The organism is Achromobacter maghribensis (assembly GCF_057334215.1).
Genome location: NZ_JBHFII010000014.1, coordinates 64,903 through 84,552, shown reverse-complemented (window position 1 = coordinate 84,552; position 19,650 = coordinate 64,903). Strand labels below are relative to the sequence as shown.

Sequence of the window (19,650 nt, the reverse complement as noted above, 5' to 3'; positions counted from 1 at the left end):
CGCCGTGTCGGCTTGCGCCGACTCGTGGAGTGTTTTGATGGTGGACGCCAGCCTGCAACCCCGTTTGGAATTCGTCACCTGCGCCAGTCCGGCCGGCTTGCACCGCATGGCGTACTGGGAATGGGGCGACCCCGCCAATGACCGGGTGTTGGTCTGCGTCCACGGCCTGACGCGCAGCGGCCGGGATTTCGACGCGCTGGCGCGCCGGTTGGCCGACCAGTACCGAGTCGTCTGCCCCGACGTGGTGGGCCGCGGCCGGTCGGACTGGCTGGCCAACCCGGCGTTCTATACCGTGCCCCAATACGTGTCCGACATGGTCACGCTGATCGCGCGCCTGCGGCCGGCCCGGCTGGCTTGGGTCGGCACGTCGATGGGCGGGTTGGTCGGCCTGGCGTTGTCGGGCGCCGCCGCGTTCGCCGGCGCCCTCCAGCTCATGCGTCCGCACGCGGGCATGCTGCCGCCGGGGCAGGGCATCCGGCTGGACAAGCTGGTGCTGAATGACGTGGGCCCCCGCCTGGAAACCGGGGCGCTGTCGCGCATCGGCCAATATGTGGGCGAGCCGGGCGAATTCGCCACGTTCGAAGAGGCCGTGGCGACCATGCGCGCCAATTCCGGGACGTTCGGGCCGCACACGGACGCGCAATGGGCGGACCTGGCCCAATACCTGTATCCGGAATATGGCGGCAAATGGGTCAAGCACTATGACCTGGCGCTGGCGCAGCCGCTGGCGGCCCAGACGCCCGAAGAACTGGCGGCTGGCGAACAGATCCTGTGGCGTTCCTATGATGCGGTGACCTGCCCGATGCTGATCGTGCGCGGTGCGCTGTCCGACCTGCTGACGCCCGCCACCGTTGAAGAAATGCTCAAGCGCAATCCGCGCGCCCAGGCGCTGGTAGTGCCGGGCGTGGGGCATGCGCCCACGCTGATCGCCGACAGCCAGGTGGACCCGGTCGCGGCCTTTCTGCTGGCCTGACCGTCCGCCCTGCGATGAAGGGGACAGCCCGGCGCTATCCATGCTGCCGGGCCTTCTTTACAATAGCCCCATGACATCGCCCACCCTGAACATCGATCTGCACTGCCATTCCACCGTCTCGGACGGCGCGCTTGCGCCCCGCGACGTGGCGCAGCGCGCACATGCCAATGGCGTGGATGTCTGGGCATTGACCGACCACGACGAAGTGGGCGGCCTGGCCGAAGCCGCCAGCGCGGCCAAGGACCTGGGCATGCGTTTTGCCACCGGCGTCGAGATTTCAGTGACCTGGGCCGGCCTCACCGTGCATATCGTGGGCTTGCGCTTCGACCCTGAAAACACCGCGCTGGTCGAAGGCCTGCGCAAGACCCGGTCGGGCCGGGCCGAACGCGCCAAGCGCATCGGCGAACGTCTGGCGGACATGGGCATGCCCGGCGCTTATGAAGGCGCGCTGCCGTTCGCCGGCAACCCGGAACTGATCAGCCGCACCCATTTTGCCCGCTATCTGGTTGAAGCCGGCTACTGCCCCGACGTGCAAACCGTGTTTACCAAGCACCTGGGCGACGACCGCCCCGGCCATGTGCCCATGCAATGGGCCAGCCTGGCCGAAGCGGTGGGCTGGATCCGTGGCGCGGGCGGCGTGGCCGTCATCGCCCACCCCGGCCGCTATAAGTACACCCCGCTGCAATTCGCCGCCCTGTTCGACGAATTCCTGCAACTGGGCGGGCTGGGCATCGAGGTCAACACCGGCAGCCACACCGCCGAAGAAGCCCGCCAATACGCCGGCGTCGCGCGACGCTACGGGTTCCTGGCATCGCGCGGGTCGGATTTCCATAGCCCCAAGGAAAGCCGGATGGACCTGGGCCGTCTGCCCCCGCTGCCCTCCGACTTGAAGCCGGTCTGGCACGACTGGTTCTGACGCGGGCGGCCATCGCCGCCCATCTTGCAAGCCACCGATTTTGAGCGCGCCCCTGCGGCGCATCCGCCATGAACAAAGCCTTTGTTAAAGAGTCCGACAACGAGGACGACGACGATCTGCCGCAAACCCAGGCGTTGCCGGCGGGCACCAAGAACTACATGACCCCGGAAGGCTATGAGCGCCTTCGCGGCGAATTGACGCATCTGATGAACGTCGAGCGCCCCTCCGTCGTGCAAGTGGTGTCCTGGGCGGCATCCAATGGTGACCGGTCCGAGAATGGCGACTACCTGTACGGGAAGAAGCGCCTGCGCGAGATCGACCGCCGCATGCGTTTTCTGACCAAGCGGCTGGACATCGCCGAAGTGGTCGACCCTGCCGCGCAGCCCAACCGCGACCAGGTATTCTTCGGCGCCACCGTGTCCTACTCGGACAAGGCCGGCGAAGCGCACACCGTCACCATCGTGGGCGTGGACGAAGCCGAACCGCTAGCCGGCAAGATCAGCTGGATTTCCCCGGTGGCGCGCGCGCTGATCAAGGCCCGTGAAGGCGACACCGTCGTGCTTCGCACGCCGGGCGGAATCGAAGAGCTGGATATCCTGGAAGTCCGCTACCCGTAGCCCAAAAGGAAACAGGCGCCAGCTTGTGGCTGGCGCCTGTTTGGTTGGGAGGGCTCTGACGTCCCTGCCTCGGTCTGTGGCGGCTTTCGCCGCCGTTCCCCTGGGGCTTGCTGCTAATTCAATTCCGCTGATCCGCGCCGCTTATTTCTTGCGCGCCGCGATCGACTTTTCGGCCATGTTGACCAGGTCTTCGCCGATCTGCTTCTTCCACTTGTCATAGACGGGCTGGGTGACCTTGGCGAAGGCGTCGTGCTCGGCCGGAGACAGCGACGTCACGGTGACGCCATGGCCTGCAATTTCTTTCAGCAGCGACGGGTCTTCCGGCGTCACGCCCTTGCGTGCGATCACGATCTGCTGTTTGCCCGCGTCAAGCGCGGCCTGGCGCACGATGTCGCGGTCTTTTTCCGACCACGAATTCCAGACCTCGCGGTTGACCACGAAGATCAGCGGGTCGGCCACGTAGTTCCACAAGGTCAGGTACTTCTGGCCCACGGTGTACAGCTTGGAACCCGTGTAGATGGACAGGGGGTTTTCCTGGCCGTCCACCGCGCCGCTGGCCAGCGCCGGCTGCGCATCGGCCCAGCTCATCTGCGTGGGGTTGGCGCCCAGCGCCGTGAACGTGTCGATGTACAGCGGCGAACCCACCACGCGCAGCTTCATGCCCTTCATGTCTTCGGGCTTCTTGATGTCGCGCTTCGAGTTGCTAAGCTGGCGATAGCCGTTTTCGCCCCAGGCCAGCGGCACCACGCCGGCCTTTTCGATCAGCTTGAACATCTCGCGGCCCACGTCGCCTTGCACCAGCGCGTCGATGGCGGCGTAGTCGGGCATCAGGAACGGCAGCGAAAACAGGTTCAGCTGCTTGACCTGGGGCGACCAGTTGATGGTGGACCCCACCGCCATGTCGATCACGCCCTGGCGGATCGCGGTGAATTCGCGAGTCTGGTCGCCCTGGACCAGCGACGTGCCGGGGTAGACCTTGATATTGATGCGGCCCTGGGTGCGCTCGCGCACCAGGTTGGACCAGATTTCGGCGCCCTGGCCCCACGGGAAGGTGGTGCCCACCACGATGGACAGCTTGTATTCGGGTTTGTAGTTCTGCGCGATGGCGGGCGCCGTGCCGACCACGGCGGCGGCGCACAGCGCGGCGCCGATCAGGTTGCGGAAGTTCATGCGATGTCTCCTCTCTCTGCGAGTGTGTCTGTTGTTGTCTTGAGATCCAGCACTTCAATAACCCCGCTGCAATAGCCCAGCAGCGTCAATAACTCAGCGTCAATAACCCAGCGTCAATAGCCCAACTTGTGCGGCAGCCACAGCGCCAGCTGCGGGAACACCAGCACCGCCACCAGCACCAGGAACATGGCGCCCAGCAGCCACACCACCCAGCGCACCGTGGACTCCATCGGCACGCGCGCGATGCGGCACGACACCATCAGGTTCACGGCAAGCGGCGGGGTGAACTGGCCCAGCGCCACCTTCAACGTCAGGATCACGCCGAACCACACCGGATCCCAGCCATAGGCATTGGCGATCGGCATCAGCAACGGCACGAAGATCAAAAAGATGGAAATCCCGTCCAGGAACATGCCCACCGTCATCAGCAGCAGAATCAGCAGCGACAGCACGCCCCATTCGCCCAGGCCGGAGTTGACGATGGCGTTGGTGATCGGGTCGATCACGCTAAGCGTGGACAGCGCCCAGGCGAAGATGCCGGCCAGGGTCACCACCAGCATGATGACGGCGGATAGCTCCGCGGCTTCGCGCAGGATGGTGTACAGGTCGCGGAACTTGATGGTGCGATGGATGAAGCCGCCGACGAACAAGCCGTAGAACACCGCGACCACCGCCGCCTCGGTGGGCGTGAACCAACCCAAGCGCATGCCGCCCAGGATCAGCACGGGGGCGGCGAGGCCCCAAGACGCTTCGCGCAGGCTTGCCCAGAAGGGCGGGCGCGGCAAGTGCGCTTCCAGCGCGCCCATTTTGTATTTGCGCGACAGCCAGACGGCCGGGACGATCAGCGCCAGGCCCGCCATAATGCCGGGGATCATGCCGGCGGCGAACAGCGCGGGCACCGAGGCGCCCGGCACCAGCACCGAATAGATGATGAAGGCGACCGACGGCGGGATCAGGATGTCGGTGGCGGCGCCCGCGGCCACGACCGAGGCCGAGAACGAACCGGGGTAGCCCGCGCGCGACATGGCCGTGATCATCACGGCGCCCACGGCCGCCGCGCAAGCCGGACCCGAACCCGAAATGCCGCCCAGGAACATGGCCACCGCGATGGATACCAGCGGCAACATGCCCGGACCGCGGCCGACGATGGCAATGGCAAAGTCCACCAGCCGTTTGGCCACGCCGGACCGGTCGAAAATGGAGCCGACCAGCACGAACATGGGGATGGCCAGCAGCGGATACTTGGCCAGGCCGGCGTAGAAGTTCTGCGGCACGGTCAACAGGCCATACCAGGGCGTGTCCAGGTTCGACAGCACGATGGCGACGGTGCCGCCGATACCCAGCGCCACGCCGACCGGCACCCCGATCAGCATCAGGACGATGAAGACGACGAAGAGGATGGTGGCGATCATTTGGCGTCGCTCCGGGCGCCGCGTGCGATGCGTCGAATGATGCCGATGGTGCGCAGCGAGATCGCCGCGGCCATCACGGGCAGCCAGATCGAATACCACCAGGTTGGCACGCCGATCGCCGGGGACGTCTCTTCATAGATGAATTCGTCCGACACCAGCTTCACCGACAGTACGGTCAGCAGCAGGAAGAACGCCAGCACGCAGCTGTTCGAAATCAGCGCCATGATGCGCTGGCGGCGCGGTGAACCGTTGTCGGCCAGGATTTCGATGCGGATATGGTGGTTGCGAACAAAGGCCACGCTGCCGCCCGCCATCGTCAGCACAATCAAGAGGAACACCGAGATCTCTTCCGTCCAGGCGAAAGACTGGTCGGTGAAATAGCGCACCAGCACGTTCATGAAGGTGATCAGGGCCAGCGTGGCCAGCAGGATCACCGCCAGCCAGTCTTCGATGGCCAGGGGCACCTTTACGGCGGGATCTGCTTCAACGGGGATGATCGGTTCGACAGGCTCGACGGGGGCTTCGGGGCGGGACATGGGGTGAGGCGACGGCTTCGGCGCTTGACGCGCGTTCTATGAATAAGTCGCTGCATCCTACCGTTGCCCTGCGGACGCGGTAGTTCGTGTTTTCCCGTGGTGCGGGGCGGCAACAACATGCTGCGTCGCAGCAGGGAATGGCAATGTTGCGCGCGAAGCCGCCGGATAAACCACACCGGGGGCGTGCCTTTGTTCGGATATTGCTGCGCACCATTCCGGTGCGTATCCGCTGGAATTCTTTTGTAACAATAGGGAAAGCAGGGGGTTCGAACGCTTCTTGAACAAGCGCTCCGGGAAAACCCCCTAAACAGGTAAAATCACTTTTTGCACCCATCCTTATACGGCGCCCGCATCGTGTCCCTAGTTCAGCATCTGCCTGGTTCCTCTGTCCTGTCCTCCTTTCGTCGCGATCGCCTGCTGGCGCAACTAAAGGAAGCCGGCCTGCCGGTGGCCGACATCTCCGCTCGCTACGAGCACTTCGTCAGCACCGACGCCGCCCTGACGGCCGAACAGCAGCAACACCTGACCCAACTGCTGGATTACGGCACCCCCAGCACGGCTGAAACGCCCGCCAAGAGCTTGTCCCTGCTGGTCATTCCGCGCCTGGGCACCATTTCCCCGTGGGCCAGCAAGGCCACCGACATCGCCCACAATTGCGGCCTGTCGTCGGTGCACCGCATCGAACGCGGCGTGCGCTACGTGATTACTCCGGAACGCGGCCTGTTGGGCACCAAGTCTTTCGACGACGCCATGCTGGCGCGCGCGGCGGATTGCCTGCACGACCGCATGACCGAAACCGTGGTCGACGCCAGCTTTGACGGCCAGGCGCTGTTCCAGGCGCTGGCTGGCAAGCCGATGCGCACCGTCGGCGTCCAGGCTGACGGCGTCAAGGCGCTGGCCGAAGCCAATGTGTCGCTGGGCCTGGCCTTGTCCGAAGACGAAATCGAATACCTGGCCAAGTCGTTCACGGACCTGGGGCGCGACCCCACCGACGTGGAACTGATGATGTTCGCGCAGGCCAACAGCGAACACTGCCGCCACAAGATCTTCAACGCCGAATGGGTGATCGACGGCCAGGAACAGCCCAACACGCTGTTCGGCATGATCCGCGCCACGCACAAGGCGCAGCCGGAAGGCACGGTCGTGGCCTATTCGGACAACGCCGCCATCATGGCCGGTGGCCCCGCGCAGCGCTTCCAGGCCGGGGTGCCCGGCGTCACGGGGCAGGGCGCCGACGGCGCCAAGTACATCCGCCGCGACACCACCGTGCACACCTTGATGAAGGTGGAAACCCACAACCACCCGACCGCGATCGCCCCGTTCCCGGGCGCGTCGACCGGCGCGGGCGGCGAAATCCGCGACGAAGGCGCCACCGGCCGTGGCTCCAAGCCCAAGGCCGGCCTGACCGGCTTCACCGTGTCGCACCTGCGTTTCGATGACGCGCTGCAACCCTGGGAAGCCGACCACCACGGCCTGCCCGAGCGCATCGCCTCGCCGCTGTCCATCATGATCGACGGCCCCATCGGCGGCGCGGCGTTCAACAACGAATTCGGCCGTCCCAACCTGCTGGGCTACTTCCGTTCGTTCGAGCAGACGGCGGGCGGCACGCGCTGGGGCTATCACAAGCCCATCATGATCGCGGGCGGTCTGGGCAGCATCGACGCCGGTCTGACCCACAAAGACGTGATTCCCCCCGGCGCGCTGCTGATCCAGCTGGGCGGCCCGGGCTTCCGTATCGGCATGGGTGGCGGCGCCGCGTCCAGCATCAGCATGGGCAGCAACTCGGCCGAACTGGACTTTGATTCCGTCCAGCGCGGCAACCCGGAAATCGAACGCCGCGCGCAAGAAGTCATCGACCGCTGCTGGCAGCAGGCCGAAAACAACCCCATCATCGCCATCCACGACGTGGGCGCGGGCGGCTTGTCCAATGCCTTCCCGGAATTGGTCAACGACGCCGGCCGCGGTGCCATCTTCGACTTGAAGCGCGTGCCGCTGGAAGAGTCCGGCCTGTCGCCCGCTGAAGTCTGGAGCAATGAATCGCAGGAACGCTACGTCCTGTCGATCCTGCCCAAAGACCTGGAACGCTTTGACGCCATCGCCCGCCGCGAACGCTGCCCGTATGCGGTGGTGGGCGTGGCCACCGAAGAACGCCAGCTGCGCGTGGTGGATGGCGAGGGCCTGCCCGGCCTGGATACCATTCGCCCGCAAGGCGAGGTCGAAGTGCGCCCCGTGGATGTGCCGATCGACGTCATCCTGGGCAAGCCGCCGCGCATGACGCGCGACGTGCGCCGCCTGCCGGGCGTGTCCGCGCCGCTGGACCTGGCGGGCATCGACCTGACGGAAGCCGCCTACCGCGTGCTGCGTCACCCCACCGTCGCCAACAAGTCCTTCCTGATCACCATCGGCGACCGCACCGTGGGCGGGTTGTCCAGCCGCGACCAGATGGTTGGCCCGTGGCAAGTGCCGGTGGCGGACTGCGCAGTTACCTTGGCCGACTACGAAGGCTTCCGTGGCGAAGCGATGTCGATGGGCGAACGCACCCCCATCGCCATGCTCGACGCCCCGGCGTCCGGCCGCATGGCCGTGGCCGAAGCCCTGACCAACCTGGCCGCCGCCGACGTGGCGCGCCTGGAAGATATCAAGCTGTCCGCCAACTGGATGGCCGCTTGCGGCGTGGACGGCCAGGACGCCGCCCTGTATGACACCGTGTCCGCCGTCAGCGAACTGTGCCAGGCCACCGGCCTGTCCATCCCCGTGGGCAAGGATTCCCTGTCCATGAAAACGTCCTGGGAACAGGACGGCGAGCAGCGCCAGGTGGTGGCGCCGGTGTCGCTGGTGGTCACGGCGTTCGCGCCCGTGGCCGACGTGCGCGCCAGCCTGACCCCGCAACTGCGTACCGACGCCGGCGACAGCGTGCTGATCCTGATCGACCTGGGCCGCGGCCGTCACCGCATGGGCGGTTCGATCCTGGCGCAGACGTACAACCAGATCGGCGAAACCGTGCCGGACATCGACGCGCCGCAAGACCTGCGCGCGTTCTTCATCACCATCCGCACGCTGGCCGAAGCCGGCACCATCCTGGCCTATCACGACCGTTCCGACGGCGGCCTGTTCGCCACGCTGACCGAAATGGCCTTCGCCGGCCGCACCGGTATTTCCGTGAACCTGGACATGCTGACGTTCGATCCGCAATCGGCGGACTGGGGCGACTACAAGATCCGCCCGGACCAGGTAAAGGTGCAGCGCGAAGAACTGACGCTGAAGGCGCTGTTCTCGGAAGAAGCCGGCGCCGTCATCCAGGTGCCGGCATCGCAGCGCGACGCGGTCATGCAAGTGCTGCGCGGCGCGGGCCTGTCGGCCCACTCGCACGTCATCGGCGGCCTGAACGGCGCCGACGAAGTCGAGTTCTACCGCGACGGCAAGAAGGTCTGGGGCCAGCCGCGTGCTGACCTGGGCCGCGCCTGGAGCGAAGTGTCCTACCGCATCATGGCGCGCCGCGACAACCCCGCCTGCGCCCAAGCCGAACTGGACGTCTGGAACGATACGACCGACCCGGGCATGAGCCCGAACGTGTCGTTCGACCCGCAAGAAGATATCGCGGCGCCCTTCATCAACACCGGCAAGCGTCCGCGCGTGGCGATCCTGCGCGAGCAGGGCTGCAACAGCCAGGTGGAAATGGCCTGGGCGTTCGACACCTCGGGCTTCGAAGCCATCGACGTCCACATGACCGACCTGCTGGCCGGCCGCGTGGACCTGGCGCAGATGCAAGGCCTGGTGGCGGTGGGCGGTTTCAGCTACGGCGACGTGCTGGGCGCCGGCGAAGGCTGGGCGCGGACCATCCGCTTCAACAACCAGTTGTCGGACCAATTCGCCGCGTACTTCGCGCGTCCGGATACGTTCGCGCTGGGCGTGTGCAACGGCTGCCAGATGATGGCGGCGTTGGCCCCCATGATTCCGGGCGCCGAACACTGGCCGCGTTTCACGCGCAACCAGTCGGAAAAGTACGAAGCGCGCCTGTCGATGGTGGAACTGGCCAAGTCGCCGTCCATCTTCTTCGCCGGCATGGAAGGCGCCCGCATCCCGGTCGCCGTGGCCCATGGCGAAGGCTTTGCCGATTTCTCGCAGCAAGGCGACGCCAGCCGTGTGCTGACCGCCGCGCGCTACATCGACAATCGTGGCCAAGCCACCGAGGCCTATCCGTTCAACCCGAACGGCAGCCCGGGCGGCCTGACGTCCGTTACCACCGCCGATGGCCGCTTCACGGTCATGATGCCGCACCCGGAACGCGTGACCCGCAACGTCATGATGTCGTGGGCACCCGAGCAATGGGGCAACGCCGACAAGGGCGGTGCATACAGCCCGTGGATGCGCATCTTCCGCAACGCGCGCGTCTGGCTGAAGTAAAGCCCGGCTGCGGCCAACTCTGACCCGCTAACCGGGCTCAGGCAGAAAACGGGCTTCGGCCCGTTTTTTTATCGTCGCGATTGGCGTGTGGCTGGGATGCACCTGGATCAGGGCAGGGCGCCGTGCAGGGATGATGCCTGGCCGGCGAACTGCATGGCCAGTTCCTCCGCGGCGGGCGTCAGTGGTTGCCCGGCGCGCTGAAGCAGACTGATGACATAGGCGGGCAGCGGCTCTTCGACCGGCACGATTTCCAGTTGCTCGCGCAGCAATCCGGTTGTGATCAGCGCGGTGGGCAGCAGCGCCATGCGGTCGCTGTTGGCCACCAGCGCGGCGGCGTCGATCAGTCCGTCCGTATGCATGTCCACGCGGGGCGAGCCCAGCCGCGCCTGCTCGAACACCTGATACACGGATGCGCCCGGCTGGCCGGGCGGGCCGGCCACCGCGAAGAGCTCGTCCTGCAACGCCTTCAGGGACCGCGCATGCCGCATGGGATGGCCGCGGCGCGCGGCGACGGCCATCGGGCTGTTCATCAGCGTGCGCGCCTTCACCTGCGCGTCGGACAGGTCGTGGCCAAGCGGGCAGATGGCGAAGTCCAGCAGCCCGTCCCGCAGCAACGGCGTCAACGTATGGCAGAGCCCGCTGCGGCTGCTGAGTTCCACGTCGGGATAAATCAGACGGAATCGGTGGATAGCCGACGGCGCCAGCAGCATGGAAGCCACCGCGGAAATGCCGTATTGCACCTTGCCGCTGCGGTCGCCGCGCATTTGCGCCATGGTGTCGCGCGCGCGCTTGGTTTCGTGCACCAGATGCTGCGCGTGCGGCAGAAAGCGTTTGCCATAGTCGTTGGGGCGCATGCCTTTGGCGTGACGCTCGAAGAGCGGCAACCCCAGCGTGTTTTCCAGCCTGCGCAGGGATTTGGTCATGGCGGGCTGGGTCTGTCCGGTGGCGCGCGCCGCCGCATGCACGCTGCCGTGTTGCGTGACGGCAAGGAAATCGAATACCTGCTGCAGCTTCATCTTGATGTCTCCCCGGGATCACTCGGTGTGCCTGTTCTGAGCGGGCCCCACGCCGCCTGTTATGGGGTGAATGACCGTAGTCCATTAACCCGTGCCCGGCAACCTTGGGCCGGGCAGCGGTTGACCGATGTCAAACAGATGTAACCCAATGAGATATTTAACTTTTCATTGCATTGAGCCGTTAACCGGACAAGCGTTATGCAACTCCGGAGTGGCCTTTCATGTTCAAGAATTTAAGTATCCGAGCAATCCTCACGTCCGCCCTGGGCGTCTTCTTTGCGCTCTTCCTGGTAACCGGCGTCGCCGTGTATCAGCAACTGACGTCCAACCGCACGTCCATTGAGCTGCTGCTGGACACGAATCTGGTCCGCGCCAACGCCGTGGACTCGGCGGCCGCCGAATTGCTGCGCGCGCGCCTGGTGCTGCTGGCGGCGCAAAGCGCGCTGCTGGAAGGCAAGAGCATCGACAGTATGGCCAGCATGCAGCGACTGGACGGTTACACCAAAAAGGCGTCCGACCTGGTCGATATCGCCCGCAAGCAGCCCGAGACGTCCGCCGAGGGCAAGCCCTTGTTCACCGCCGCGCTGGCTGCCTACGACGTCTACCAGCGGGATGCCATCGCGCCCATGGTGGCCGCCATCCGTGCCGGCAAGCCGCAGGACGCCAGCCGGTTGAACCTTGAAAAGGTCACGCCGCTGGGCATCGCGTTCACGCAGGCCATCCAGAAGTATGTGGACTATGCCGACGAAGTGGGCCAGCGCGTTGCGCGCGACACGTCCGCGCGCATCAACGGGGCGATCGTGCTGCTTGTCGGTCTGCTGGCGGTGGTGGCCGTGCTGGTGGTCAGCCTGTACGTGATTTTCGCGCGCTCGGTGTTCCGCCCCATGCACGACGCCGGCCGTTTGTTCGACCGCATCGCCGCGGGCGACCTCAGCAACCGCATCGAACAGCGTGGCAACAACGAGATCGGCGTGTTGTATGCCGCGGTCAAGCGCATGCAGGACAGCCTGGCCCGCACGGTATCGGCCGTGCGATTGGGCGTGGAAGAGATCCACACCGGTTCGCGCGAAATCGCGGCGGGCAACATCGACCTGTCTTCCCGCACCGAGCAGCAGGCGGCCTCGCTGGAGGAAACCGCGGCCAGCATGGACGAACTGTCGTCCACCGTGAAGAACAATGCGGACAGTTCGCGCAGCGCATCGCAATTGGCCACGGCGGCCTCGGAAGTGGCCACGCGGGGCGGCAGGGCGGTGGGCGACGTGGTGGGCACGATGCGCGGCATCGCCGACAGTTCCAAACGCATTGCCGACATCGTCGGCGTGATCGACGGCATCGCGTTCCAGACCAACATCCTGGCGCTGAACGCCGCGGTGGAAGCGGCGCGCGCGGGTGAGCAAGGCAAGGGCTTTGCTGTGGTGGCCAGCGAAGTGCGCGCGCTGGCGCAACGCAGCGGTCAGGCGGCGAAGGAAATCAAGGGGCTGATCGACGAGTCCGTGCAGAAGGTGTCGATTGGATCGGACCAGGTGGAAGCCGCTGGCGCCACCATGCAGGAGATCGTCGTGTCGGTGCGCCGCGTGACGGACATCATCAACGAGATCTCAAGCGCGTCCGAAGAGCAGTCGCAAGGCATCCAGCAGGTGAATCAGGCCGTGTCGCAAATGGATAGCGTGACGCAGCAGAACGCGGCGCTGGTTGAGCAGGCCGCGGCCTCTGCGGCGTCGCTGGAGACGCAGGCGCAGCGGCTGCGCGAGGCCGTGGCGGTGTTCAAGCTGCAAGCCGGCGGCCAGGTGATCGACGCCGATGCTCCCGCGTTGGGACGCGGCCAGGAACCGGCGCTGATCGGCGCCTGACGGCAACGGCCATCGGCACATTGCCGGTGGCCGTCTTATCGCCGCAGGGGGCGCGGAGCACGCTGCCCGGATCGGGCACATGCGTTACTCCGCTTCGTCCTGCTTACTGGTCCAGTTGAATCTTGGCGTCGGCGGCCACGTTCTTCCATTTCTTCACGTCGCTGGCAATCACTTGCTGGAACGCGTCCGAGGTGCCCGCCACGACCGTGCCGCCCAGGCTGGCCATCTTGGCCTTCACGTCCGGGGCGTTCAGCGCCTTGACCGAGGCGTCGTGCAGCTTCTTCTTCACGTCTTCCGGCAAGCCCTTGGGCGCCAGCAGGCCGTTCCACGCGTTGGCCTCATAGCGCGCCAGGCCGGCTTCCTTGAAGGTCGGCGTGTCGGGCAGTTCGGGCGAACGCGTATCGGCGGCGATGGCGATGGGGCGGATCTGACCGCCCTTGATGTAGGGCAGCGATGCCGGCACCGGTTCCCAGATCATCGAGACCTGGCCGCTGATGACGTCGGTGAACGCCGGGCCCGCGCCGCGGTAGGCGATGTGCATGAGCTTGGCGCCCGTCATCGACTTCATCAATTCCATGGCCAGGTTGCCCAGGCCGCCCGCGCCTGACGAGGCGTAGGTGTAGCGGTCCGGATTCGCCTTGGACGTTGCGATCAGCGCATTCAGGTCGGCCGCCGGGAAATCCTTCGTGACGCTCAGCACGCCCGGCACGGTCACCAGTTGCGTGATCGCGGTGAAGTCCTGCGTGGCGTCATAAGTCAGCGACTTGTATACGGCCGGATTGGTGCCGTGCGTGCTGGACGAGGCCAGCAGCAGGATGTAGCCGTCGGGGGCGGAGTCGGCCACGAAGCGGGTGCCGATGGAGCCGCCTGCGCCCGCCTTGTTCTCGACGACCACGGTGGCGCCCAGTTCGGTGCCCAATTGCGCGGCGAAGACGCGGCCGATGATGTCGGCGGTGCCGCCCGGGGCGAACGGCACGATCAGGCGCACGGGCTTGGAGGGGTAGTCCGCGGCTTGCTGCGCCGAAGCGGCGCCGGCGGCCAGCGTGGCGCCGGTCAGCAGCGCCAGCGCGATGGTGGATTTCTTGAAATTCATCTGTGTCTCCAGGTGAAGGTTAGTCGAGGCTGCGGTCGAGCCAATCGAGGATCAATCCCGCTATCTGGTCGCTATTGCGGTCCAGCATGCAGAAATGGGAATTGCCGGCGATGCCCGCGGCGGGCAGGTCCAACACCTGCGTGCAAACGCCGGCCGCGCGTAGCGCGCGCCAATAGGCGTCCGTCTGGCCGCGGTAGCGCAGCCAGGTGTCGTCCGCCTGAAAGTGGTCGCCCCACACCAGCAGATGCGGTGGCAACTGGCAGGGCACGCAGGCCGGGGTGCCGGTGGGTTCCAGCGCGACCACGGCGCGCACGGTGGCGGCGTATTCGTGCGCCAGCAGCGTGGCGAAACCGCCACCCTGGCTGTGGCCGAAGACGATGCAGGGGCCGGCCAGTTCCAGTAGCTGCCGGTAGGCGTCCAGCGCCATGTCGCCATGGGTGAGCCAGCGCGGCACGAACTGTTTGGCGAAGGTGTCGAAGGATTCGGTGGGGAATTGCTGCCCCGGATAGGCTTGGCGCGGTTCACCGGCAGGCGCGTAGCCCGAGCCCGGGCCGATGCGGAACAGGCGCCACGCCTCTTCCTTTGAGCGGAAGATTGGCGCGCTGTCATAGACCTGCGGGTACATCGCCCACGACGCGCGGCCGCGTTCGGGCGCATCCGAGACAAACACGTCATAACCGGCTTGCAGCAGGCGCCACAGCCAGCCTTGGCGGCCGTCGGGCGTGCTTTCCCATTGCGCGCCCGTCATGCCGCCGCCATGCCATAGCAACACCGGGTAGGGATGCCGCGGTTGCGCCAACCGGTATTCCTGCACGTAGAGCTGCCCGACGCTGTAGCCGCCGTTCATGTCGATCAATCGGGGCGACGCGTTGTCCACCACCTTTTTCTGCAGCATCGGCACGCCGCCGGCCACGGCTTCGCTGCCGCCCAGGAAATGACTGCGGAGGGATTTGAGCAGGACAGGGGTGTCGGACATCGGCGTTACCAAGGAGTGGACGCCGGGATGTTAGTTGCCAGATGTATCTGGGTTGTGCAAAATGAGCATCCCTTGTGCCAGATCGGCACAGGCGTTGAACCTCCACGCTGCACCCGTTCTGGAAGAGATATGGACACCAAATGGCTGGAAGACCTTGTCGCCTTATCGAAGTCGCGCAACATGTTCCAGGCGGCCGAGGCGCGTAGCGTGACGCATCCGGCGTTCGGGCGCCGCATCAAGGCGCTGGAGGAATGGGCGGGCGTGCCGCTGGTTGAGCGCGGCCATCAGGCCACGACCCTGAACCCGGCCGGGCGCAGCATGCTGGCTGCCGCCATCGACGTGCTGGATATCCTGCGCGACACCCGCCAGGCGCTGCAAAAGCCCGAGCAGGAGCGCAATCGCAAGATCACCATCGCGTCGGGCAAGACCCTGGCGCATTCCGTGCTGCCGGGCGTGATGGCCAGCGTGCAGCAGGGCATGCCGGCGTTCCAGTTGAAGGTCATCACCACCACGCTGAACTACGGCGTGGACATGCTGGCGGATGGCGAGGTGGATTTCCTGCTGTGCCACGCGCACGAGCCGCTGTACGCCAAGATCGACAACCCGGGGTATCGGTGCCGGCGCGTCGGGGCCGACAAGCTGGTGGCAGTCAGCGCGCCGGTGTCGCCAGGCGGACGCCATCCACGCCATGCCGTGCCCAAGCTGGCCTCGGACCCTGCCGTGCCGTTCCTGGCGTACGCCGACAGCATGTCGCTGGGCCGCATCCTGCATGACCGCCTGCGCGGGCTTTGCGTGGTGCCGCTGCTGCACACCATGTATGAATCGGATTTGGCCGATGCCTTGCACGCGATGGCGCGGCAGGGCTTCGGCCTGGCCTGGCTGCCGCACACGCTGATCGAAGCCGACTTGCGGACGGGCGCGCTGGTGCGCGCCGACAGCGCCCGCAACGACATCCATATGGAGATCCGGCTGTACCAGTCGGTCGACAATGCCAAACCGCTGGCCCGTCAGGTATGGAGCCGAATCGAAGCGTACGCGGCCAGATAGCGACACCGAATTCACGCCTGCGAACTTCAAACGGGGACAAAAGGTGCCAGCGGGCCCGCGCAGGCATAAAATGCCGGATTACCCCATCCCCGCCCGACCACGCACATACAGGATCCCGCGCCATGAACGCACGTATCCCCGAAGACGCATTGCCGCCCACCCTGGACCCGAAGGCCCTCCAGGAATTTGTCGACGACAAATGGGACAACGAGATCATCCCCGCCCTGACCGACTACATCGCCGTGCCGGCCAAGAGCCCGGCGTTTGACGCCGACTGGGAAAAGAACGCGTTCATTGAACGCGTGGTGCGCGATGCGGCGCAGTGGGTCGAAGCGCAGAAGGTGTCAGGCCTGGTGCTGGAAGTGGTGCGTCTGCCGGGCCGCACGCCCGTCATCTTCTTTGATGCGCCCGCTACCCGCAGCGATAACGGCGACACCGTGCTGCTGTATGGCCACCTGGACAAGCAGCCGGAATTCTCGGGCTGGCGCGCGGGCCTGGGGCCGTGGACCCCCAAATACGAAGACGGCAAGCTGTACGGCCGTGGCGGCGCGGATGACGGCTATGCCGTATACGCCTCGCTGACCGCCATCATGGCGCTGGACAAGCAGGGCATTCCCCGCCCGCGCTGCGTGGGCATCGTCGAGACCTGTGAAGAATCCGGCAGCTACGACCTGCTGCCCTATGTGGACGCGCTGCGCGACCGCCTGGGCAACGTGGCGCTGGTGGTGTGCCTGGATTCGGGCGCCGGCAACTACGATCAGCTGTGGATGACGACGTCGCTGCGCGGCATGGTGTCTGGCACGCTGGAAGTCCAGGTGCTGGATGAAGGCGTGCACTCGGGCGACTCCAGCGGCGTCGTGCCGTCGTCGTTCCGCATCCTGCGCCATCTGCTGGACCGCCTGGAAGACAGCGGCACCGGCCGCCTGCTGCCGCAAAGCCTGCACTGCGAGATCCCCGCCGAACGCATCGAACAGGTTTCCGCCACCGCGCGCATCCTGGGCGACGAAGTCTGGCGCCGTTTCCCCTGGAGCTGCGGCGCCGAAGGCGGCTTCGTGCTGCCGATGACCACCGAGCCCGAGCAGGCGCTGCTGAACCGCACCTGGCGTCCGACCTTGTCGGTGACTGGCGCGGAAGGCCTGCCGCCGCTGTCCAGCGCCGGCAACGTGCTGCGCCCGCGCACCGCCTTCAAGCTGTCGTTGCGCCTGCCGCCGCTGGTGGACGCCGTGGCCGCGTCGCAGGAAATCAAGGAATTGCTGGAAGCCGACGCGCCCTACAACGCCAAGGTGATCTTCAAGGCCAATGACGGCGCCGCCACCGGCTGGAACGCCCCGGCTACCGTGCCGTGGCTGACCCAGGCCCTGGACGCGGCATCGCAGCAGTATTACGGCCAGCCGTGCGGCTACATCGGTCAAGGCGGCACGATTCCGCTGATGAGCATCCTGCAAAAGGGCTTCCCCAAGGCGCAGTTCATGGTCTGCGGCGTGTTGGGCCCCAAGTCCAACGCCCACGGCCCTAATGAATTCCTGCACGTGCCTTACGGCAAGAAGCTGACGGCTGCCGTCGCCCAGACCATGGCGGCGATGCCGGCATGATTTCCACTTCCGACGCTTACGCCAATGTAGTGGCCGAAACCCGCGATTGGCTGACCAAGGCCGTGATCGGCCTGAACCTCTGTCCGTTCGCCAAGGCGGTTCAGGTCAAAGACCAGATCCGCTTTGCCGTCAGCGACGCCACCGATGCCGAAGGGGTGTTGACCGACCTGCAGGACGAACTGGCGCTACTGGCCGAGACCGACCCCGAAAAGGTCGACACGACCTTGCTGATCATTCCCGACGCGCTGGACGACTTTCTGGATTTCAACGATTTCGAAGAGTTGTCCGATCGCCTGCTCAAGCGCATGCGCCTGGTGGGCGAGCTGCAGGTGGCAACCTTCCACCCGCAGTTCCAGTTTGCCGAGACGCAGCCGGACGATATCGAGAACTACACGAACCGGTCGCCATATCCCATCTTGCACCTGCTGCGCGAAGACAGCATTGATCGCGCGGTGGAGTCCTTCCCGGACGCCTCCGAGATCTACGAAAAGAACATCGAGACGATGAACAAGCTGGGTCTGGAAGGCTGGAAGAAGCTGATGACCAAGGCCTGAGGCCGGGCAGGGGGCCGCCGCTTGCCCGGCGCCGGCACCCCTGTGCTAAATATTTTCTAGTTATATAGGGGCGGCCGCTTATTCGGGCGACCCGGCCCCCGGAATGCCAGCTGATATGGTCTCTTAAGCAGAGCAGATGGTGCTTCTGGCATGCGCTGGTCATACCAGCGACACCCACGAGAAAGATTTCACGAAACTTACGGCAAGGGTTTTCCCGCTACGTCCCGGCATAAATTTGCCGATAGCATCGCCCCCAAAATCATAAAGCGCGACCATTTGTTACCCACTGGATCGCGCCAGGGGCTCCACCAAATCGCCCCGGGACCAGCACAAACTTTATCCAAAGTTGGGAGACTTGCATGCAACGCCGTTCGTTTTTGAAGAAAGCCACCTTGGGGGCCGCAGCAGGCGGCGCCACCCTGGCGGTGCCCGCCATCGCCCAAGAGGCCCCCACGCTGAGCTGGCGCCTGGCGTCCAGTTTCCCGCGTAGCGCCGATGCCATCTTTTCGGGCGGTGAAAGCGTCGCCAAGTACGTGTCGGAGGCAACGGGCGGCAAGTTTTCCATCCGCGTGTTCCCGGCCGGCGAAATCGTCCCGGCCTTGCAAGTGCTGGATGGCGTGCAGAACGGCACGATCGAATGCGGCCACAGCGCGTCGTACTACTACTACGGCAAGGACCCGGTCCTGAGCTTCGACGCCGCCGTTCCGTTTGGCCTGAACACGCGCCAGATGAATTCGTGGATGCGCCACGGCGACGGCCTGTCGTTGCTGCGCGAGGTCTTCAAGACCTACAACATCGTCAACTTCCCCTGCGGCTACACCGGCACGCAAATGGGCGGCTGGTTCCGCAAGGAAATCAAAACCGTCGACGACCTGAAGGGTCTGAAATTCCGCGTCAGCGCCTTCGCGGGCGCGGTGCTGTCGCGTCTGGGCGTCGTGCCGCAGCAGATCGCCGGCGGCGATATCTACCCGGCGCTTGAAAAGGGCACCATCGACGCGGCCGAGTGGATCGGCCCCTATGACGACGAAAAGCTGGGCTTCAACAAGGTGGCTCCGCACTACTACTACCCGGGCTGGTGGGAAGGCACGCTGCAAGTGTCCCTGTACGTCAACCAGGACGCCTACAACAAGCTGCCCAAGCACTACCAGGCCATCCTGGCGCAAGCATCGGCCGCGGCGACCAACGACATGATCGCCAAGTACGATGCCGAGAACCCGGCCGCGCTGCGCCGCCTGATCGCCCAGGGCGCCAAGCTGCAATCGTTCCCCAAGCCCGTCATGGATGCGTGCTTCGCGGAATCGGTCAAGCTGTACGACGAAATGAGCGCCAAGAGCCCGGTGTTCAAGAAAGTCTACGAAAGCATGAAGAACTTCCGCGACAACGAACTGCCCTGGTTCCGCGTCGCCGAAGGCAGCTACGACAGTTACATGGGCACGATCAACCGCAAGTAAGCGGCGGACCTGATCGTGCCGGGGGGGGGGGGGGGGGGGGGGG

The 19,650-nt window shown here is 65.5% G+C and carries 15 protein-coding genes; 9 read left to right on the top strand and 6 right to left on the bottom strand.

Translation table 11 applies throughout. The features are described from left to right. The first annotated feature begins 37 nt into the window (after positions 1-37). The 3 genes from ACE039_RS05455 (at position 38) to greB (ending at position 2,506) form a co-directional block, all read left to right on the top strand. Positions 38-973 carry an alpha/beta fold hydrolase gene (locus tag ACE039_RS05455; protein WP_485821869.1) on the top strand — a complete coding sequence of 312 codons (936 nt, stop codon included), beginning with the start codon at positions 38-40 and terminating at the stop codon, positions 971-973. Positions 974-1,043: 70 nt separating this feature from the next. After that, complete coding sequence (locus ACE039_RS05450; protein WP_485821868.1) at positions 1,044-1,889, top strand: 3',5'-nucleoside bisphosphate phosphatase; 846 nt, start codon at positions 1,044-1,046, stop codon at positions 1,887-1,889. Positions 1,890-1,957: 68 nt separating this feature from the next. Continuing rightward, on the top strand, positions 1,958-2,506 hold the full coding sequence (gene greB, locus ACE039_RS05445) for a transcription elongation factor GreB (RefSeq protein WP_105557741.1): 549 nt from the start codon (positions 1,958-1,960) through the stop codon (positions 2,504-2,506). Between the two features lie 141 nt (positions 2,507-2,647). Here greB and ACE039_RS05440 read toward each other — a convergent pair whose 3' ends face one another. The 3 genes from ACE039_RS05440 to ACE039_RS05430 form a co-directional block, all read right to left on the bottom strand. Then, positions 2,648-3,676 (bottom strand): DctP family TRAP transporter solute-binding subunit, encoded by a 1,029-nt coding sequence (locus tag ACE039_RS05440; protein WP_105557742.1) that lies wholly within the window; start codon positions 3,674-3,676, stop codon positions 2,648-2,650. Positions 3,677-3,789: 113 nt separating this feature from the next. After that, positions 3,790-5,088 (bottom strand): TRAP transporter large permease, encoded by a 1,299-nt coding sequence (locus tag ACE039_RS05435; protein ID WP_105557743.1) that lies wholly within the window; start codon positions 5,086-5,088, stop codon positions 3,790-3,792. Beyond that, positions 5,085-5,624, bottom strand: a complete 540-nt coding sequence (locus ACE039_RS05430) for a TRAP transporter small permease (RefSeq protein WP_485821867.1) — start codon at positions 5,622-5,624, stop codon at positions 5,085-5,087. Before ACE039_RS05430 ends, ACE039_RS05435 begins: the two co-directional genes overlap by 4 nt. A gap of 354 nt (positions 5,625-5,978) precedes the next feature. On the opposite strand from ACE039_RS05430, the gene purL reads away from it, so the two are divergent. Further along, positions 5,979-10,028, top strand: a complete 4,050-nt coding sequence (gene purL, locus ACE039_RS05425) for a phosphoribosylformylglycinamidine synthase (RefSeq protein WP_485821866.1) — start codon at positions 5,979-5,981, stop codon at positions 10,026-10,028. A gap of 107 nt (positions 10,029-10,135) precedes the next feature. Here purL and ACE039_RS05420 read toward each other — a convergent pair whose 3' ends face one another. Beyond that, positions 10,136-11,044 carry a LysR substrate-binding domain-containing protein gene (locus tag ACE039_RS05420; RefSeq protein ID WP_485821865.1) on the bottom strand — a complete coding sequence of 303 codons (909 nt, stop codon included), beginning with the start codon at positions 11,042-11,044 and terminating at the stop codon, positions 10,136-10,138. A gap of 221 nt (positions 11,045-11,265) precedes the next feature. Between ACE039_RS05420 and ACE039_RS05415 the strand changes: the two genes are divergently transcribed. After that, complete coding sequence (locus ACE039_RS05415; RefSeq protein WP_485821864.1) at positions 11,266-12,894, top strand: methyl-accepting chemotaxis protein; 1,629 nt, start codon at positions 11,266-11,268, stop codon at positions 12,892-12,894. Positions 12,895-12,997: 103 nt separating this feature from the next. Here ACE039_RS05415 and ACE039_RS05410 read toward each other — a convergent pair whose 3' ends face one another. Continuing rightward, positions 12,998-13,987 carry a tripartite tricarboxylate transporter substrate binding protein BugE gene (locus ACE039_RS05410; RefSeq protein ID WP_105557747.1) on the bottom strand — a complete coding sequence of 330 codons (990 nt, stop codon included), beginning with the start codon at positions 13,985-13,987 and terminating at the stop codon, positions 12,998-13,000. Between the two features lie 19 nt (positions 13,988-14,006). Next, positions 14,007-14,963: an alpha/beta hydrolase gene (locus ACE039_RS05405; protein ID WP_485821863.1), complete on the bottom strand. Its 957-nt coding sequence runs from the start codon at positions 14,961-14,963 to the stop codon at positions 14,007-14,009. Between the two features lie 129 nt (positions 14,964-15,092). Between ACE039_RS05405 and ACE039_RS05400 the strand changes: the two genes are divergently transcribed. The 4 genes from ACE039_RS05400 (at position 15,093) to ACE039_RS05385 (ending at position 19,607) form a co-directional block, all read left to right on the top strand. Next, the gene (locus tag ACE039_RS05400; protein WP_105557749.1) at positions 15,093-16,010 is read left to right on the top strand and encodes a LysR family transcriptional regulator; all 918 of its coding nucleotides are present in this window, start codon (positions 15,093-15,095) and stop codon (positions 16,008-16,010) included. Between the two features lie 122 nt (positions 16,011-16,132). After that, positions 16,133-17,602 (top strand): M20 family metallopeptidase, encoded by a 1,470-nt coding sequence (locus tag ACE039_RS05395; protein WP_310029316.1) that lies wholly within the window; start codon positions 16,133-16,135, stop codon positions 17,600-17,602. Next, the gene (locus ACE039_RS05390) at positions 17,599-18,156 is read left to right on the top strand and encodes a DUF1415 domain-containing protein (protein WP_105557751.1); all 558 of its coding nucleotides are present in this window, start codon (positions 17,599-17,601) and stop codon (positions 18,154-18,156) included. The genes ACE039_RS05395 and ACE039_RS05390 overlap by 4 nt, the downstream gene beginning before the upstream one ends. 359 nt (positions 18,157-18,515) lie before the next feature. Next, complete coding sequence (locus ACE039_RS05385; protein WP_448709486.1) at positions 18,516-19,607, top strand: TRAP transporter substrate-binding protein; 1,092 nt, start codon at positions 18,516-18,518, stop codon at positions 19,605-19,607. Positions 19,608-19,650 lie beyond the last annotated feature (43 nt).

Excerpts from the sequence above, each read along its gene's own strand:
- ACE039_RS05405 (WP_485821863.1), bottom strand. The coding sequence starts at position 14,963 with ATGTCCGACACCCCTGTCCTGCTCAAATCCCTCCGCAGTCATTTCCTG.
- ACE039_RS05455 (WP_485821869.1), top strand. The coding sequence starts at position 38 with ATGGTGGACGCCAGCCTGCAACCCCGTTTGGAATTCGTCACCTGCGCC.
- ACE039_RS05435 (WP_105557743.1), bottom strand. The coding sequence starts at position 5,088 with ATGATCGCCACCATCCTCTTCGTCGTCTTCATCGTCCTGATGCTGATC.
- ACE039_RS05440 (WP_105557742.1), bottom strand. The coding sequence starts at position 3,676 with ATGAACTTCCGCAACCTGATCGGCGCCGCGCTGTGCGCCGCCGCCGTG.
- ACE039_RS05385 (WP_448709486.1), top strand. The coding sequence starts at position 18,516 with ATGCAACGCCGTTCGTTTTTGAAGAAAGCCACCTTGGGGGCCGCAGCA.
- ACE039_RS05430 (WP_485821867.1), bottom strand. The coding sequence starts at position 5,624 with ATGTCCCGCCCCGAAGCCCCCGTCGAGCCTGTCGAACCGATCATCCCC.
- ACE039_RS05420 (WP_485821865.1), bottom strand. The coding sequence starts at position 11,044 with ATGAAGCTGCAGCAGGTATTCGATTTCCTTGCCGTCACGCAACACGGC.
- ACE039_RS05400 (WP_105557749.1), top strand. The coding sequence starts at position 15,093 with ATGGACACCAAATGGCTGGAAGACCTTGTCGCCTTATCGAAGTCGCGC.
- ACE039_RS05415 (WP_485821864.1), top strand. The coding sequence starts at position 11,266 with ATGTTCAAGAATTTAAGTATCCGAGCAATCCTCACGTCCGCCCTGGGC.
- ACE039_RS05395 (WP_310029316.1), top strand. The coding sequence starts at position 16,133 with ATGAACGCACGTATCCCCGAAGACGCATTGCCGCCCACCCTGGACCCG.
- greB (WP_105557741.1), top strand. The coding sequence starts at position 1,958 with ATGAACAAAGCCTTTGTTAAAGAGTCCGACAACGAGGACGACGACGAT.
- ACE039_RS05390 (WP_105557751.1), top strand. The coding sequence starts at position 17,599 with ATGATTTCCACTTCCGACGCTTACGCCAATGTAGTGGCCGAAACCCGC.
- ACE039_RS05450 (WP_485821868.1), top strand. The coding sequence starts at position 1,044 with ATGACATCGCCCACCCTGAACATCGATCTGCACTGCCATTCCACCGTC.
- ACE039_RS05410 (WP_105557747.1), bottom strand. The coding sequence starts at position 13,987 with ATGAATTTCAAGAAATCCACCATCGCGCTGGCGCTGCTGACCGGCGCC.